This is a genomic window from Micromonospora sp. NPDC049049, assembly GCF_040649115.1.
In the GTDB taxonomy this organism is placed as follows: domain Bacteria; phylum Actinomycetota; class Actinomycetes; order Mycobacteriales; family Micromonosporaceae; genus Micromonospora.
Map to the genome: position 1 here is coordinate 34,477 of NZ_JBEZEX010000010.1, position 16,128 is coordinate 50,604.

Sequence of the window (16,128 nt, forward strand, 5' to 3'; positions counted from 1 at the left end):
GGGTGCGGCGACTGCCGTTCGTGTTCAGGTTTTGGCTGGTCGCACAGGATGTACGTCAGCCGGACAGGTAGTCCTCGTACTTTTCGTGCAAGTTGCACGAGCCGTTCGTCAACCTCAACGATCGTGGGTTACGGCAGTGACGGTGCTCGACATGCGACCTGGCGAACGCCGGGCCCGACGAGAGGAGTTGGCACACATGTGGGGGAATGTCGTACCGCGCGTTGCCGAACTGTCGCCGCTGGAACGGGTCCGGCTGCGCCGGGTCGCCATCCGGTACGCGGTACACGGCTGGGAAGTCACCCCGGGCGCCTGTCTGGCCCGTAGCCGCTTCGTCTGCGGGCGGGCCGGCTGCCCCACAGTGGGCTGCCACCCCGCCCTGGAGAACTGGGAACTGGCCGCCAGCGCCGACCCGGCCCGGGTGGCGACCTGGTGGCGGAACCGACCGCACGGGGTGCTGCTGCCCACCGGCCGGGCCTTCGACGTGCTGGAGGTGCCCGCCCACCTCGGCCGGCACGTGCTCGACGCGATCCATATCCACCCGGCCGGCACCGGCGTACGCGGACCGGTGCTGGTCACTCCCACCGGGCGGTGGATGTTCCTGGTCCGCCCCGGCGACCCGCTCAGGCCGGAGCTGGAGCACTGCTTCCACGTGGTCCGGCACGGGCCGGGCTCGTGGATCCCCGCGCCGCCCACCCGGCTGCCCGAGGGCACGGTCCGCTGGGCGGTCGCCCCGGAGCAGGCGCGCTGGCAGCTTCCGGACTCGTACCTTGTGCAGAACACGTTGATCGGGGCGCTGCGCGCCGCCGGGGTGACGCTCGCCCCCGACCTGCTCCCCGGTCACCTGCCACTGCCCCGACGCGGCATGTGAAACCGGCCCGGTCGAGGATTCGATCCGGTGCCCGACAGCGTCGCCGAGGCGTCGGTACTCGTTGACAGGGGGACGGTGCGAACGCGCGCCACGAACGGGGGAACGATGTCCACAAACGACAGAGCGCCTCACCCCGGCGGCACCGAGCCGCCCCGGCGCAGTCACCGGGGGCGCCGCTGGGCCGGCACCCGACCGTCCGGGTCCCGCCCCGGCCGCCCACGCCCCACCGGCTCCCGCCCAGCAGGAACCCACCGCCCCCTCCGCTAGTCCGCCCAGCTTTCCGCGATCTTGCACTTTCTGTCCCGACAATCTCCACGCAAAGGGACAGATCACCAACCGAAAGTGCAAGATCGCGGGCGCGAGAGGGCGCGCGGGGGGCGGGGGCGTGCGGGGCTCGGGCTAGTCGGTCAGGGGGAGGTTGAACGAGTGGTACTCGCGGGCGTTGTCGGTGATCACCGCGTGGGTGTGGTCGTCCAGGCGGGCCAGCCAGTTGAGGCCGGGGGTGCCCATGGCCAGGGCGGCGGTGGCGTACGCGTCGGCCACCCCGAGGTCGGTGCCGACCACCGTCACCGAGCGCAGCCCACTGGCCGGTGCGCCCCGGCGCGGGTCCAGCACGTGCCGGCCGCGTTCGTACACGCCGGACGTGGCCACCGCCAGATCGGTCCCGCTGAGCACCAGGCAGGCCGCCATCGCGTCCCACGGGTGCCGGATACCGATGCGCCACGGCTCCCCGGACGGCGACAGACCCCGCACCCGTACGTCGCCGCCGGCGTTCACGCAGTGGTTGACGGCACCGGCGGCGACCAGGCGGTTTGAGGCGACCTGGGCGGCCCAGCCCTTGACGAAGCCGGACGGGTCGAGCCGACCGGTGGCGTACGCGTCGAAGAACCCGTCGGTCGCACCCCAGAGGTCGGCGCAGGTCTCCAGCACGTACCGCAGGTCAGCGGACGCTTCGGAGAGCAGCACCTCACCACGGTCGAAGCGACAGACCTCGCTGTCCGGCCGGTAGGTGCTGAACCGCGCGTCCACCTCGTGCATCCAGGCGAAGACCTCATCCGCCAGCCCGCGCAGCGTCGCCGGTGGCAGGTCGTCGGCGAGGTCCAGTGTGATCGTCGTACCCATGATCTGTTCGACCCGGCACAGCCCGGGTCGGGTCAGCGTGGCCCGCACGTCAGAATGCCTGCTCGATGGCGGACCGCAGCGACTGCTTGTAGGAGTTGCTGGTCTCTGTGGCACCGGAGACGGTGTTGAGGTTCGCGTTCTGCTTCTGCACGACCTCACCGCCCCTGCCGTCGTAACGGTTGCGGACGTCGCCGCTGTGGATGTCGGATTCACCCCCGCTGGGCAGCGACAACGCGACGGCCTCGACGATCCGGTTACCCGAGACGACGATCTGCACCTGCACGTACCCGTACTCGTTGTCGAAGCCGTTGCCGGTGACCCGGCGGGTGGTCGACTGGGGTGCCTTGGTGGTGGTCCGGGGTGCGGCCTTCGTGGTGGTGCGGGTGCCGGACGGACGGCCGGTGCTCTTTGTGGGTTTGGGCGAAGAGGGCGCGTCGGCAGTCACCGACGGCTTCGGCGCCCCGCCCGACGGGTCGACGCTCGGCTCGACATCCTGCGGGGTGGGGTTGACCGGCTGGGCGGTCGGCAGGTTCTGGGCGACCTGGCTGGTGCCGGGCGAGCCCTTGAACACCACGAGCGCGGTGGTGCTGGCGGCCAGGCCGGTGATCGCGAGGAGCGCGCGACGCATGGGGATGCCCTTCCTACAGCTCGAACGTGGCGAGGTGGATCTGCCGTCGGGGCACGCCGGCCCGCCGCAGCGCCCGCACCGACTGTTCCACCAGACCGGGCGGCCCGCACAGGTAGACGTCGCGCCGGGCCACGTCGGGCACCAGTTGCCGCAGCCCGTCCGGGCTCATCAGCTGGCGGGGGCCGGGGTCGTCGCGGGAGCCGATGACGTACCAGACGGAGGTGTCGCGTTCCTGGGCCAGCCAGTCCAACTCGCGGCTGAGCAGCACGTCGGCCGGTGTGCGGGCCCGGTAGATGAGCGCCGCGCCCGGCGGCAGCTCCTCCAGCATGGCCCGGATCGGCGTGATGCCGCTGCCACCGGCGATCAGCAGCGCCCGTTCCCGGAGCCGGTGCGCGGCGGTGAAGGTTCCCGAGGGGCCTTCGGCCCAGACCCGGGTGCCCGGTTCCAGGTCGCGCAGGTCGGCGGTGTGGGTGCCGACCACCTTGACGGTGACGCGCAGCCAGCGGCCGTTGGCGGCGGCGGAGACGGAGAACGGGTGCGACTGCCACCAGCAGCCCCGGGTGAGGAACCGCCAGCGGAAGTGTTGGCCGCCGAGCATCGCCAGCCGGTCGAGCCGCTCCCCGGTGAGGTAGATGGAGATGGTGTCGGGGCTCTCGGCTACCACGTCGGCGACCCGCAGTTTGTAGCGCAGGTTGAACGCCAGCGGTGCGATCACGCGGCCCCAGAGCAGGGCGGCGACCACCAGCACGTAGAGCGCGATCCAGCCGGTGCGCACCGGGCCGGGCCGGTACAGCTGCGCGCCGTGGGTGAACTGGTGGCCGAAGCCGAGCAGCAGGATCAGGTAGCTGGACAGGTGCAGCAGGTGCCACATCTCGTAGGGCAGCGCCCGCCGGATCGCCCGGATGCTGCTGAACCCGACGAGCATCATGATGCCGGTGGCGACGAACGCCGAGACCATGTCCTCGTAGTCGCCGAGCAACGTGCCGACCTCGGCGAGGATCGACTGATTACGCAGGTCGGCGTAGCCGACCAGGATCAGCGACATGTGCGCCAGCACGGTGACCAGCAGGGTGGCGCCGATGTCCCGGTGCCAGCGGGCCATGTGCTCGCCGCCGATCCACCGTTCCAGCACCGGCAGTCGGCTCATCATCAGCACCTGCACGAGCAGCAGGTAGCCGGCTACCAGGCCGGTGATCCGGCCGGCGGAGGTGAGGGTGGCCGCTGTGGTCCGCAGCGATCCGGCCGGGGTGCCCAGCCACCAGGGCACCACGCTGGCGAGCAGGCCGACCAGGAGCAGCACGCCCAACAGCCGTCGGCCGCCGGGCCCGCGCCGGGCCGGGATCTGCGGGGGTACGGGCGCAGCCGACCGGCCGCCGTGCCGGGACGAGGTCCCGGTACGACGGCCGGCGGCGTGGGTGTGCGGGTACGTCACGCGTACAGCTTCATCGGGGCGTACTTCTGGCGGGGGAAGACCTTGTCGACCTCCGCGTTGGTGAGCCCGAACCGGCCCTGCGCCACCGCGCCGTAGACGTTGAACATGTTGTTGTACTCCGGCACGTCACCGGAGTCCAACTTGTCCAGACCGTTCCAGGTGCCGAGCAGCGAACCGGCCAGCTTCTTGCCGGACAGCAGGGTGACCACGCCGCCGTGCCCGTGGTCGGTGCCGTTGTTGTTGGAGCCGACCCGACGGCCGAACTCACTGGACACCATGATCGTCACGTCGGCGGCCTTCGGGCCGAGGTCGGTGAAGAAGGCGGCCATGGCGTTGGCCAGCTCGTTGAGCCGGCGGTGCAGCTGGCCGCCCTCGCGGGTGCCCTGGTTCTCGTGGGTGTCGTAGCCACCCATGCCGACAGTGGCGACCCGGACGTTGGCACCGCCCTTGATCAGCTGGGCGAGTTGCTGGAACGCGTTGCCGACGCCCTCGTACTTGACGCCCTCGGCGGGCTGGTACGGCTTGGCGGCGAGCTTCTGGGCGGTGGCCAGCGCGCCCATGCCCTCCTGCACGGCTTCCTCGACCGGGTGGTTGATCCCGGTGAAGAGCCCCTTGATGGCCTTCTCGGTGGCGGCCCGGAACCGCTCGTCACCGTTGAGCCGCAGGGAGCCGACGTTGTTCAGGGAGAGCGCGCCGTTGTTGCCGACCAGCGAGCGGGGCAGCGTGCTGCCGATGCCGACGCTGCGGAACGCGGTGCCCTTGCCCAGGTTGTCGACCAGACCGTCGAGCCAACCCCGGCCGCCGGTCTCGTTGGGCAGCCCGCCCAGGTTGCAGGCGTCGGCGGCCTGGAAGTGGCTGCGGGACAGCCGCTCGTCGGAGACCGCCGGGATGAAGCCCAGCTGACCGGCCGTGAGCCACTTCTCCAGCGGCTTGAACGCGCTGGTCAGCTTGAAGCCGCGGCCCAGGGCCAGCGAGTCGTTGCCGAGCAGCAGGTCGGGCCGGGCCTTGTTGAGCACCGCGTCGTTGTCCGGCGCGATCAGGCTCAGGCCGTCCAGCCCGCCGTAGAGGAAGACGTGGATCAGGGTGCCGGTCTTGGTCGCCGCGAACGACGCCGAGGTGGTGACGAACTGGGCGGTGGCCAGCGCGGTGGCGGTGGCCGCGGCACCGGCGACGAAGGTCCGCCGGGTCACGCCGCGACCGTCCTGCTGGGCCTCCTCCAGGTTCTCCAGGGTGCGGTACCTGTCGAACTCGGCGGCGTTCTCGGCGGCGACGATGTCCGCCTCGGCGCGCAGCAGAGCCTCGGCCGGGTTGTCGGCCAGCCGGCGCACGTCGGGGCATTCGGGGTGCAGGGGGAAAGAGTTGTACACAGTCTTCTCCATCGGGTGCCTCACCGGAGGTGGTGCTGGGGGGAAGCGAGGATCGCCCGCGCGACGGCGGTGATGGCCCCGTTGAACGTGGCGTCGACCTTGGTGGTCGCCGCCACACCGGCCACGCCGAGGATGAGGTTCTTCTCCCGCGTGCTCAACTTCTGGCCTACCAGCCGCTGGGAGAGCGCGTCCACGTACGCCCCGGCCGTCGCCGGTGGCTTGGCGACCAGCTTCTCCGGCGCCGTGTACGTGAAGGTGGTGCGGTAGCCGGCGAGGATCTCGCCCGCCTCGTTCCAGCCGTTGACCATCGTGCCGGCCGAGGTCCAGGCGACGTAGACGTCCGGGTAGCCGTCCGGGGTCGGGTGACCCATCGGGGACTGGCCCAGCTCGCGCATCTTGTCGTGGATCTGGCGCAGCCCCCGGGCGTACGCGGTGCGCTTGCTGTCGCCGTTGTTGTGCTTCGGCGACGCCTCCGGCGAGACGCCCAGGGTGCGGTACGTGGCTACCAGGTACTCCATCGGCCGGCGCACCTTCTGGCCCACCCCGGCCCAGAACTCCGAGGAGCAGAACAGCGTCATCAGGACCGGCTTGATCATGCCCTTGTTCGTGGTGTACGTCTTGGCCAGCCGGTCCACCAGGGACTTCGGCGGGGTGTCCGAGACGAACCGGGTGGCCAGGCTCTGCGCCACGTACTTCGCCGTCGACGGGTGCGTCGCGATGTAGGTGATGTACGCGTCGATCGCCGCTTCGGCCTTCTTCGGGTCGGCCGAGTTGTTCGCGTGGGTGAAACCGAGGATCTTCACCTTGCCGACGTAGTGCTGCTCGGGGCGGAAGACGTACTTGCCCTTGTCGTCCACACCGCGGCCGGTCTGCAACATGGCGGCCTGCCGGACGTCGGGCTCCTTGTAGCCGCCGTCGACGCCGACCGAGTAGAGCTCGAGGTTCTCCCGGGCGAGGTTCTCGTTGATCGCGTCCTTGCGGGAGTCCTTCTGGTTCAGGTAGATCAGCAGCGCCGGGTGCTTGTTCGCGGCGACCAGCATCTCCGGGTAGCTGCCCAGCGCGTGCTTGCGCACGACGTCCTGGTCGAACGAGTTGCGGTACACCTCACCGCCGTCGAAGTCGGCGGCGACGTGCAGGAAGTCGTTCCAGAAGTCGACCATCACCTCGAACAGCTGGCGCTTGGACCAGATCTGCCGGGCGATGGTGGCGTCGACCATCTCCCGCTCGGGGTGGGCGTCCTGCTCGTTGAGCTTGTCCCGCTGGTCGCGCAGCTGCTGCACGGAGAGCTTCTGGGTCGGCAGCTCGGCGAGCTTCAGCTCACCCTTGCTCGGTTCCAACTTCCCCGGGTCCAGCTGGGCGCGGATCCAGGCGTCCATGCCCTCGCGCTTGATGTCGGCGACCACCGCGGGCGTCACGCCGAAGGTGGCGCGCCGGGCCAGGTGCAGGATTGGGTCCTTGGCCAGCACCGTCTTCACTGTCACAGTGGTCGCCGCCGCGGCGGCGGCCGGGCCGGAGTAGGTCCGCCCGCCGGCCGGCGCGTTCTTCTTCAGCGCCTCACCGGCCCGGGAGCCCATGTAGCTCTCGTTCTGCTCGGTGTAGGTACGCACGGTGCTGGGCTGCTGGCCGCTGGGCCGCGCCGCGGTGCCGTCGGTCACCGTGCTGCCGGTCGCGTCGCCGGCCACCGCGTCGTCGCCGAAGAGGCCACGGATCTGCGGGGTCATGGCGAGCGCCGCGCCACCGGCGACGACGGCGGCAGTGCCGCCGAGGGCCACCATCGCCTTACGTCGGCCGACCTTGCGATCCGGCTCGTTGTCATCGTCGAGGGTGGGCAGTCCGGTGCCGGCCGGTCGCGCCGGGGCCGGGCGGCCAAGGCCCTCCGGGCCGACCCACTGCGGACCGCGCGGAGCGGGCGCGGGCTGCCCGGCGTACTGCTCACGCGGGTCGGCCTGCGCGGCGTAGCCGCCCTGGTAGGGGTGGGGCGAGTCGTAGCCGTAGGGCGCCGGCGGGTGGGGGTCGCCGTAGCCGTCAGCGCTGGGGTGCTGATGTCCGTCCCAACCGCGGTCGTCCCGCGGTCGACGTGGTGGCACATTCTGGTCGGCCATGTACCAATCCCGATTTCTGATGAGCGCCGGAAGCTGCTACCGGGCAGGTGCGGCAGGTGCGGCGACTGTTGCCTGAGGGGGTTGCTACGGCAAAGTAACCAAGGCCCCATGGCCCTTCAAGGTGGCCGGAACCCACTCGGGAGGGCACTTAAGACAGCGTTCAGTGCGACCTCGGCGGCGGGCGGAGGAACGGACCCGCCCGCAGAGCTTCCCAGCAGGGCGTACGCGCGCCAGCCGAGCACGGACCGGACCTCGCCGCCGTACGCGACAGTTTCGGCGTCGTTCACCACCAAAGGCAAACTTAAGGTTCAGGTAAGCCGGACGTGAAGCGTGCTCGCGTGGAGGAAAGTAGCAGCAGCGGGCGAGCGTGAGCCACCACCGCAGCGGGTATGCCGCCGAACCGCTGAACGCGTGAGGGGAAGGCAGCGCCATGCTCAGCAAAGAGGATCAGCGCAGATTCGACCAGATCACCCGTCAGCTCCGGGAAAGTGACCCGGCCTTCTTTAAGCGGCTGGACCACCGGGCCCGAGCCCGCAGAGGCCGCTACCTGATGTTGTTGACCATCGTGCTGTGGGCGTCGCTGCCGGCGATAGCCGTGTTCGCCGGTCGACTCACCGGCGCGATCTGCGCGGTGGTGCTGGTGGCCAACGCCGCCATCATGTGGCGGTTTCGCCGCCGCTGGACGTGACTGTTGAACCGCTCGACGGGACGGCTCAACCGGTGGACGTGACAGCTCATTTGTCGGCCGGGCCGAACGCCCGGTACGCGCGGCGCAACCGTTCGAGCAGTCCCGGCCCACCGATGGCCGGGGCCGGTGCTCCGAGCTGTCGCAGCAGCAGGTCCGTGCCGGTCACCAGTCGGGGCGGCCGATCCGGCAGCGGCACCGGCGCTGACCAGAACCGGTCCGCCGTATCCGCCAGCGGCGTCGCCGACAGCCCGGCGAGCGCCCGGGCGGCACCGACCGGCGCCACAGCGTCCACACTCGACTCCGCACCGTCCGGTTCGGACGGTGGGTCGAGCGGTGGGGGCGGTGGGGTGGCACCGGTGGTCGCGACCCGGCGGGCCCGGAGTTCGTCGAGCAACTCCGCCCGGGACCGACCGCGCCAGTGCAGCAGTTCGAACGGGTCCGCGTCGAACGCCTCGGCCAGCAGGTAGAACGTCGCCGCGAGGTGCTTGCACGGCACCGCGAAGTCGGGGCAGTTGCAGCGCTGGGTCAGCTCGTCCACACCGGCTGGGAAGAGCGGTGCGCCGGCGGCGGAGAAGACCTCCTCCAACTCGTCGGGGAGGTCACCGGCGAGCAGCCGGGCGCTGAAGAACGCCTGCCCGGCCAACTCGTCCTCGATGCGGGACCAGAGCGCCGCCGGGAACGGCTTCAGCGCGATCGACACCTGGTACGGCTTCGGCCGGGAGCCCTGCACGACCGCGCTGACCCGCCCGGGTGCGATGTCGAGGGTGAGCACCTGACCGGCCCGCGCGTACGACCGGCCCCGGGTCAACCGGGTGCCGAGCGCGAACGACTCCAGCACCTCCAGGAAACGCCGCGACCACCAGGACCGGCCGATCGCGCCCCGGGCGCTGCGCGCCCGCAGGCCCCCGTCGACCCGACGAGGACGCCCGTAATCGGCGAACTCCGTCACTCCACCACCGCGCCGGCTTCCAGGGCGAACAGGTCCCGCAACTGGCCGGTGGACAACTCGGTGATCCACTGCTCGCCGGTGCCGACCACCCGTTCGGCGAGGCTGCGCTTGTCGGCGATCATCGCGGCCACCTTCTCCTCCACAGTGCCGGCGCACACGAACTTGCGCACCTGCACCCGCCGGTGCTGCCCGATCCGGAACGCCCGGTCGGTGGCCTGGTCCTCGACCGCCGGGTTCCACCACCGGTCCACGTGCACCACGTGGTTCGCGGCGGTCAGGGTCAGCCCGGTGCCGCCGGCCTTGAGGGAGAGGACGAACAGCGGCGGACCCTCCGCGGACTGAAAACGCTGCACCAGGGCGTCCCTCTCGGCCTTGCCGAGGCCACCGTGCAGGAACAGCACCTCCCGGCCGAACCGCGCCGACAGGTGACCGCGCAACATCGCACCGAACTCGGCGTACTGGGTGAACAGCAGCGCCTTCTCCCCCGCCGCCAGCACCTCCTCCAGGATCTCGGTGAGCCGAGCCAACTTGCCGGAGCGGCCCTCCAGCGCCGAACCGTCGCGCAGCAGTTGGGCGGGGTGGTTGCAGACCTGCTTGAGGCGGGTCATGGTGGCCAGCACCAGACCGCGTCGCTCGATGCCGTCGCTGGTCTCGATCCGGGCGAGCATGTCGTCGACCACCACCCGGTACAGCGCGGCCTGCTCCGCGGTCAGGTTGCACAGCACCTCCATCTCCAGCTTCTCCGGCAGGTCGGAGATGATGGACGAGTCGGTCTTGAGCCGACGCAACACGAACGGGCCGGTGATCCGTCGCAGCCGCTCGGCGGCCTCGGCGTCGCCGTGTCGCTCGATCGGCTCGGCGAACCGTTTGCGGAACGTCGCGGCCGGCCCGAGCAGACCCGGGTTGGCGAACTGCATGATCGACCAGAGGTCGGCGAGGCGGTTCTCCACCGGCGTACCGGTCACCGCCACCCGCTGCCGGGCGGGCAGCGCGCGGACCGCCTCGGCCTGCCGGGTCGACGCGTTCTTGATCGCCTGCGCCTCGTCCACCACCACCCGGTGCCAGTCGATGCCGGCCAGATCGGCGGCGTCGCGGGCGGCCACCGAGTAGGTGGTGAGGACCAGGTCCGCGCCGTGCGCGGCCGCTGTGAACTCTGCCCCCCGCGCCCGCTCGGCACCATGGTGTACGTGCACCCGCAGCTCCGGGGTGAACCGGGCCGCCTCCCGCTGCCAGTTGCCGACCAGCGACATCGGACAGACCAACAGGGTTGGCCCGGCCTCCGGTGGGTCCCCGGCGAGCAGCGCGAGCAGTTGCACCGTCTTGCCCAGCCCCATGTCATCGGCGAGGACACCGCCCAGACCGAGTGAGCGCAGGAAGGCAAGCCACGCCAGCCCTCGCTGCTGGTACGGCCGCAGCGTCCCCCGGAAGCCCGGCGGCGGGTCCAGCGGGGTGAGCCGCCGCTCGACCGCGCCGGCGAGCAGGTCGCCCAGCGCACCGTCGGCGGTCACCTCCAACACCGGCAGCTCGCCGGTGGCCTCGCCGTCGGCCAGCCCGAGGCGGAGCAGATCGGCGACGGTCAGCTCGCCCGCGGAGCGGAGCAGACGCAGCCCCGCCGCGAGCCGCCCCGGGTCCAGCTCCACCCACCGGCCGCGGAGCCGTACCAGCGGGGTCTTCGTCTCGGCCAGCGCCGCCAACTCCTCGGCGGAGAGCGGCTGGTCACCGAGCGCGATCTCCCAGCGGTAGTCGACGAGGGCGTCCAGACCGACACCGGCATCGGTACCACCCACAGTGCCCGGTGCGGTGCGGCTGCGCGCTCGCAACCGGGCGCCCAGTCGCGCCGACGGACGCTGCCACCAGGACGGCAGCAGCACCCCGAAACCGGCCGCGTGCAGCACCGGGGCACCCGCACTGAGGAACCGGTGCGCTCCCTCGACGTCGAGGTCCATCGCCTCCGGGGCGGCGGTACGCAGCGCGGCGTCCAGGTCCGGCCAGAGTCGACTGGCCCGGCCCAGCTCGGCGAGGAGCGTCTCCTGCGGGCTGGTCGTCCGGCCGACCAGGCCGCCAAGGGTCTGCGGCGCTCGCCAGATGTCCCCGGCGTCGACGTGCAGGCCGGGCTCGTCCGCGGCCTGCAACCCGAACTCCAACCGCCAGCGCCCGGCACCGATCGACCCGACCGAGACCGGCGCGCTGTCGGCAGGCACCGGCCCACCGTCGGCGGACACCACCCGGGTGGCCAGGATCGGTTCGGTGACCTCGTCGGGGGCCGGTTCGACAAGCCGGAAACTGGCCCGCACCGGGCCACCGGCGGCGTCGCGCTGCCAGGCGTCCAGTTCGGCGGAGAGGGTGGCCAGCCCGGCCGGGTCGATGGTGAAGTCCCGCTGCGGGCCGGCGAGCGCGGCCAGCCAGGCCGGCGCCGGACCCCCTGGGCGCAGCCCCCGGGCCAGCGTGGTGGTCGCCAGGGCAGCCCGCGCGGCGGCGTCGGTCAGCGCGTCCAGCGCGTCCGCGACCAGGACGGCAGCGGTCAACTCGGAAGCGGGCGGGTCGGCAGCGGTCAACTCGGAAGCGGGCGGCTCGGCAGCGGTCAACTCGGAAGCGGGCGGCAGGACGGTGGCTCGGGCGGCGGGTGGCAGGGCCAGCGCCAGCGAACGCGCCCAGGCGGCGTCGGTGCCGGTCAGCAGCGGACGCCACACCGCCTGCACGGGAACGTCGGACGCCACCGGCACGTCAGCGCCGGGCGTCAGGTCAGCCGTCGTCGTCCTACGCACACCGGGGAGGACGCGGCCACGAGTCACCAGGTCGGCGGCGAAGTCGGCAAGCTCGGCGAGGTGTCGCAGGGTGGCCCCGGCCACCGCCGGGATGTCGTTCAGGGCTTGCAGCAGCGACAGCGCGTCGTCCGGGGCGTACACCAGGGTGGGGACCCGCCACCCGGCGAGTGTGAGCCGACCGCGGGCCGCAGGTGCGACGGTGGTCCGGATCAGCTCGGGTGAGTCGGTCGGCGCGCCCGCCAGGGTGGGCAGGGTGAGCAGCGCGGTGTCCGGCCGGCTCGGCTCGGCGGCGTCGGCGAGGACGACGGCCAGGTCGGAGTGCCCGGCGGCGAAGGGATGCGGGCGTTCCCGGGCCGGCCGGCCCGAACGCGGAGCGGGGATCGGTGCGGCGCTGTCCTCGGCCCAGACGGCGAGGCCGCCGGTCGAACTGCCGCCGGGCAGCCACAGCCCGTGGATGACCAGCACCTGCTCCCCCTACTCGCCGCCCGCCCCCAGAATAGGGCGGCCCACCTGGCCGGCGATCCGCACCCATCGCCGCACTCGCGCGATCTTGCACTTTCTGTTGACGTTCTGCGAGCAATGCACCTTTTGTCACCACAGAAAGTGCAAGATCGCGGAGGCGCGGGAGGGCGGGACGGGAGGCGGGTTAGCGTCGGTGTTGTGGTCGATCTTTTGGTTCTTGGCGGGCTCGGGGTGGACGTGCGGGTTCGGGTGCCCGCGCTGCCGCTCCCGGCTGCCGATTCCCACACCGTCGAGCCGATCGAGCTGCGGATCGGCAACACCGGCGCCGGGGTGGCGTTGGCCGCCCGGGCACTCGGCCTGCGCGTGCTGGTCGTCGACACCCTCGGTGCCGATCCGGCCGGTGAGCTGGTCCGGGCGGCGTTGACCCGGGCCGAGGTGCCGGCGCTGCTGGCCGAGCACCCGGGCGGCACCCGCCGGTCGGTGAACCTGGTGGACCCGGGCGGACGGCGCACGTCGTTGTACGACCCGCGCCCATGGCAGGGTGATCCACCGTTTCCCGCCACCGAGGTGGCCGCACTGGTCCGCGACGCCCGGCACGTCCACCTCTCGATCATGGATTGGGTGGTGCCGTTGCTGTCCGCCGTGCGGGCCGCCGTTCCGGCGGGCGTGGCGCTCTCCACCGACCTGCACGACTGGGACGGCGAGAACACCTACCACCAGCCGTTCGCGGAGGTCGCCGACCTGGTTCTGCTGAGCGGGGTGCGGTTGGGCGACCGGGCCGCGTCGCTCGCCGGCACGCTGGCGCCTCGGACGATGGTGGTGACCCGCGGCGCGGACGGCGCCGAGGTGTACCCGGGCGACGGCACGGCGGTACCCGTGCCGCCCTCCGTCCCGGGAAAACCGGTGGTGGACAGCAACGGGGCGGGGGACGCCTTCGCGGCCGGCCTGATCGCCGGCCGGTTGCGCGGCGAGCCACTGACGCATGCCGCCCGGTACGCGGCGCGGGTTGCCGCTGCGGCGTGCACGCACGACGGGATGGAGTATCCGCCGGGCCTGTTGCCCACCGGGTGACGGCCGACGGCGTGCGGCGACCCGGGGCTCAGAGCGCGCCGGCCTCGCCGTCGGTCAACTCGCGCAGGATGTCGGCGTGGCCCGCGTGCCGGGCCGTCTCCTCGATCATGTGCACCAGAATCCAGCGCAGCGACACCTCACCGAGTTGCGGGTGCGGCACCACGTGGTCGAGGTCGATGCTCGCGGCGACCGCCCGGGAGCGGGCGCAGGCCCGTTCGTACGCCTCGGTGAGACCGACGACGGTTTCCTGATCGCTCAGCGTGAAGCTGGCGACCGCGTCCTCCTCGGAGGTCAGGTAGACGTCGCCGGGCTCGGGGGCCAACAGGGTCGGGAACCAGTTCCGCTCGACCAGGGTCAGGTGCTTGACCAGCCCGACGAGCGTGGTCGCCGAGGGCACCAGCCGACGTCGGGCGTCGGCATCGGAGAGACCGCGCAGTTTGCGCAGCAGCACGGCCCGGTGAAAGTCGAGGAACGAGGTCAGGACAGCGCGTTCGTCGCCGGTGCGGGCGAGCACCGGACCGAGCGTGGGATCGATCGTCTGCTCCATCCGCCGACCCTAGCCACGGGCCGGGCCCCCCGCTGCCCCGCTATCCGCTGCGGGCCGACGCTGGGCCGGGCAGGATGGGCGCATGGCTTCATCCGTGCAGATCCTTCTCGTCGGCGGCTCGGCGGACGGGCAGACCATCACCGTCGAACTGGACAGCAACGGCCGTCCGCCGCTGACCCACCATCACCTCGGCTCCGGCGGGCTGGCCGACGCGCAGATCTACGAGTTGGAGACCGCCCGCGAGGAGGCCCGCGAGTGGCGCTACCGGTGGACCGGCCCGGCGGTGTGACAGCCAGCTCAGACCCGGGTGAGGGTCTGGCTGCGCAGGCTCTCCAGCACGCCGCGGGTGACCTCCGAGGTGCCCCGGGCCTGATCGCACACCTCCGCCACCCGTCGTGCGGTGGCCTCGGCGCGTTGCTCCCGCTCGTCCCAGAGCCGGTCGACCTCGGCCAGCAGCGGGCCCTCGACCTCCCGCTCCACGCCGCGTAGCGCCGGCACGCCGAGTCGTTGGGCCAGGTCGAAGACCTTGCCGGCGTACGGCAGGGGCAGGAACGGCGTACCGACCATCGCCGCGAAGATCAGGAAGTGCAGGCGCATGCCGACCGCCAGGTCGAAGTGGCGCATCAACCCCAGCACCTGCTGCGGTGAGTAGGTGCCGTGCAGGATCCGACCTCGCTCGGCGGCGACCATGTGCGACAGCACCCCGTGGGAGTGCCGGATGTCGTCACGCTCCATCGGCACGAACAGCACGTACGCGTCGATCCGGTGCACCAGGAAGTCACCGATCTGGGCCAGCAGCCGGTGGTAGCCGTCCACGTCGAGGCGTTCGGCGGCCCGGCCCGGCTCCCGCACACTTATCCCGACGAGGCGCTTACCGACCGGCACACCCTCCTCGGCCAACAGGTGGGCCGGGAACTCCTCCGGTTGCAGGAGGAACGCCGGGTCCGCAGTGACCGTGATCGGGTTGAGCAGGCCAGCCTCCTCCAGCACCATCCGGGACTCCTGGTCCCGGACGGTCACCTGGGTGGCGCTGGAGAGCGTCTCCCGGACCATGCCAGTGTCCACCCCCTCGCTGAGCGGCCCGACCCCCACCGCGTACGTGATCAGCGGCAGGCCGCGTTCCTGGGCCACCCGGACCACCCGCAGGTAACGGCGGGCCTCCCGGTCGTACAGGATGCCGCCACCGCCCAGGATGAGCAGGTCGAGCTGCGCCAGAACCAGTGCCGAGTCGGTACGGCTCACGCCCTCCCACGGCACCGCCTCGACATCGGGGTGGGCAGCCCGGGTGTGCGCCGGGTTCCGTGAGAAGACGATGATCCGGGCGTTCGGTTCCTGCGTACGCAGATCGGTGAGCAGGCCGGTGAGGATCGCCTCGTCGCCGAGGTTTCGCCCACCGTACGAGCCGAGCACACCGATGGTCAGTCCGGCGCCGTGCGTCATCCGTCGCTCCTCCCCAGGTGCGGTCCGCGCCGGTTTCCCGCTGGGCAGGTGAACAGTCCTGCCGAAGGGACCCGTCCCCGGGCCGCCGGCTCAGCTCCCCGGGGTGAGGCGTTTCGCCATCTGCTGCGAGGTGACCTCGAAGCCCAGACTGCGGTAGAGGCCGATCGCCACGGAGTTCGTACCGAAGACGTTCAGACCCAGCTCGGGCACACCGTGTTGGGTGAGTTCGGCCTCGATGAGCTGGATCATCCGCCGCGCGTACCCGCGTCCCCGGTGCTCCTCGTGCACCTCGATGTTGTGGATCCAGGCCTGGTCCGGGGCGGCGGCCGTCGGCAGGGTCACCCAGATCCAGCCGACCTCGGTGTCGCCGACCCTGCCCACCCGCAGCAGGGCCCCCTCGGTGGCCGCACCCGCCGGCAGCGACTCCCGGATCTGGCTGACCGACCGATCGAGGGCCGCCTCGGGGGTCATCCCCCGGTGCGCCACCAGATCGTCGGCGTACCCCTGCTCCAGTGATTCGAGCAGGCGGGCCAACTCCTGTGCCGTCATCGGCGTCAACGTCAACTCCACCGCGTCTCCCCTTCGTCGTCGCGAGCCGGTAGTGCAGCAGAACCGGCCCGGCCACGCCAACTGTTTCCCCGCCCGGGGTGGACGGGACGGCCGGGCGGCGGCGACGGACTGGTCCGC

Annotated in this window: 14 protein-coding genes; 4 read left to right on the plus strand and 10 right to left on the minus strand. The window is 71.8% G+C overall.

Features of this window, described 5'->3' with window-relative positions; all coding sequences use genetic code 11:
• Positions 1-196 precede the first annotated feature (196 nt).
• Positions 197-868 carry a bifunctional DNA primase/polymerase gene (locus AB0B68_RS12810; protein ID WP_357260115.1) on the plus strand — a complete coding sequence of 224 codons (672 nt, stop codon included), beginning with the start codon at positions 197-199 and terminating at the stop codon, positions 866-868.
• A gap of 399 nt (positions 869-1,267) precedes the next feature.
• Here AB0B68_RS12810 and AB0B68_RS12815 read toward each other — a convergent pair whose 3' ends face one another.
• Genes AB0B68_RS12815 through AB0B68_RS12835 form a run of 5 tightly spaced genes read right to left on the minus strand, consistent with a single transcriptional unit; the run spans position 1,268 to position 7,519 of the window.
• Positions 1,268-1,990: an FAD:protein FMN transferase gene (locus tag AB0B68_RS12815; protein WP_357260118.1), complete on the minus strand. Its 723-nt coding sequence runs from the start codon at positions 1,988-1,990 to the stop codon at positions 1,268-1,270.
• A 49-nt stretch (positions 1,991-2,039) separates the two neighbouring features.
• Positions 2,040-2,618, minus strand: a complete 579-nt coding sequence (locus tag AB0B68_RS12820) for an FMN-binding protein (RefSeq protein WP_357194629.1) — start codon at positions 2,616-2,618, stop codon at positions 2,040-2,042.
• A gap of 13 nt (positions 2,619-2,631) precedes the next feature.
• The gene (locus AB0B68_RS12825; protein WP_357194632.1) at positions 2,632-4,050 is read right to left on the minus strand and encodes a ferredoxin reductase family protein; all 1,419 of its coding nucleotides are present in this window, start codon (positions 4,048-4,050) and stop codon (positions 2,632-2,634) included.
• Positions 4,047-5,429, minus strand: coding sequence for a DUF1501 domain-containing protein (locus AB0B68_RS12830; RefSeq protein ID WP_357194634.1), 1,383 nt, complete (start codon positions 5,427-5,429; stop codon positions 4,047-4,049). Before AB0B68_RS12830 ends, AB0B68_RS12825 begins: the two co-directional genes overlap by 4 nt.
• An 8-nt stretch (positions 5,430-5,437) precedes the next feature.
• A complete protein-coding gene (locus AB0B68_RS12835) occupies positions 5,438-7,519 on the minus strand; it encodes a DUF1800 family protein (RefSeq protein ID WP_357194637.1) in 2,082 nt (693 codons plus the stop codon).
• 430 nt (positions 7,520-7,949) lie between these two features.
• On the opposite strand from AB0B68_RS12835, the gene AB0B68_RS12840 reads away from it, so the two are divergent.
• On the plus strand, positions 7,950-8,207 hold the full coding sequence (locus AB0B68_RS12840) for a DUF3040 domain-containing protein (RefSeq protein ID WP_355008840.1): 258 nt from the start codon (positions 7,950-7,952) through the stop codon (positions 8,205-8,207).
• 46 nt (positions 8,208-8,253) lie between these two features.
• Here AB0B68_RS12840 and AB0B68_RS12845 read toward each other — a convergent pair whose 3' ends face one another.
• Both AB0B68_RS12845 and AB0B68_RS12850 read right to left on the minus strand, forming a co-directional pair.
• Positions 8,254-9,156 carry an SWIM zinc finger family protein gene (locus AB0B68_RS12845; RefSeq protein WP_357259885.1) on the minus strand — a complete coding sequence of 301 codons (903 nt, stop codon included), beginning with the start codon at positions 9,154-9,156 and terminating at the stop codon, positions 8,254-8,256.
• Complete coding sequence (locus tag AB0B68_RS12850) at positions 9,153-12,386, minus strand: DEAD/DEAH box helicase (protein ID WP_357259888.1); 3,234 nt, start codon at positions 12,384-12,386, stop codon at positions 9,153-9,155. Before AB0B68_RS12850 ends, AB0B68_RS12845 begins: the two co-directional genes overlap by 4 nt.
• A gap of 195 nt (positions 12,387-12,581) precedes the next feature.
• Between AB0B68_RS12850 and AB0B68_RS12855 the strand changes: the two genes are divergently transcribed.
• A complete protein-coding gene (locus AB0B68_RS12855) occupies positions 12,582-13,454 on the plus strand; it encodes a PfkB family carbohydrate kinase (protein WP_357259891.1) in 873 nt (290 codons plus the stop codon).
• 28 nt (positions 13,455-13,482) lie between these two features.
• On the opposite strand, the gene AB0B68_RS12860 is transcribed toward AB0B68_RS12855, so the two are convergent.
• A complete protein-coding gene (locus AB0B68_RS12860) occupies positions 13,483-14,001 on the minus strand; it encodes a DinB family protein (RefSeq protein ID WP_357194650.1) in 519 nt (172 codons plus the stop codon).
• An 82-nt stretch (positions 14,002-14,083) separates the two neighbouring features.
• Between AB0B68_RS12860 and AB0B68_RS12865 the strand changes: the two genes are divergently transcribed.
• Positions 14,084-14,290, plus strand: coding sequence for a hypothetical protein (locus tag AB0B68_RS12865; RefSeq protein ID WP_355008835.1), 207 nt, complete (start codon positions 14,084-14,086; stop codon positions 14,288-14,290).
• 8 nt (positions 14,291-14,298) lie between these two features.
• On the opposite strand, the gene AB0B68_RS12870 is transcribed toward AB0B68_RS12865, so the two are convergent.
• On the minus strand, positions 14,299-15,441 hold the full coding sequence (locus AB0B68_RS12870) for a polysaccharide pyruvyl transferase family protein (protein WP_357194653.1): 1,143 nt from the start codon (positions 15,439-15,441) through the stop codon (positions 14,299-14,301).
• Positions 15,442-15,531: 90 nt separating this feature from the next.
• Complete coding sequence (locus AB0B68_RS12875) at positions 15,532-16,011, minus strand: N-acetyltransferase (RefSeq protein ID WP_357194656.1); 480 nt, start codon at positions 16,009-16,011, stop codon at positions 15,532-15,534.
• Positions 16,012-16,128 lie beyond the last annotated feature (117 nt).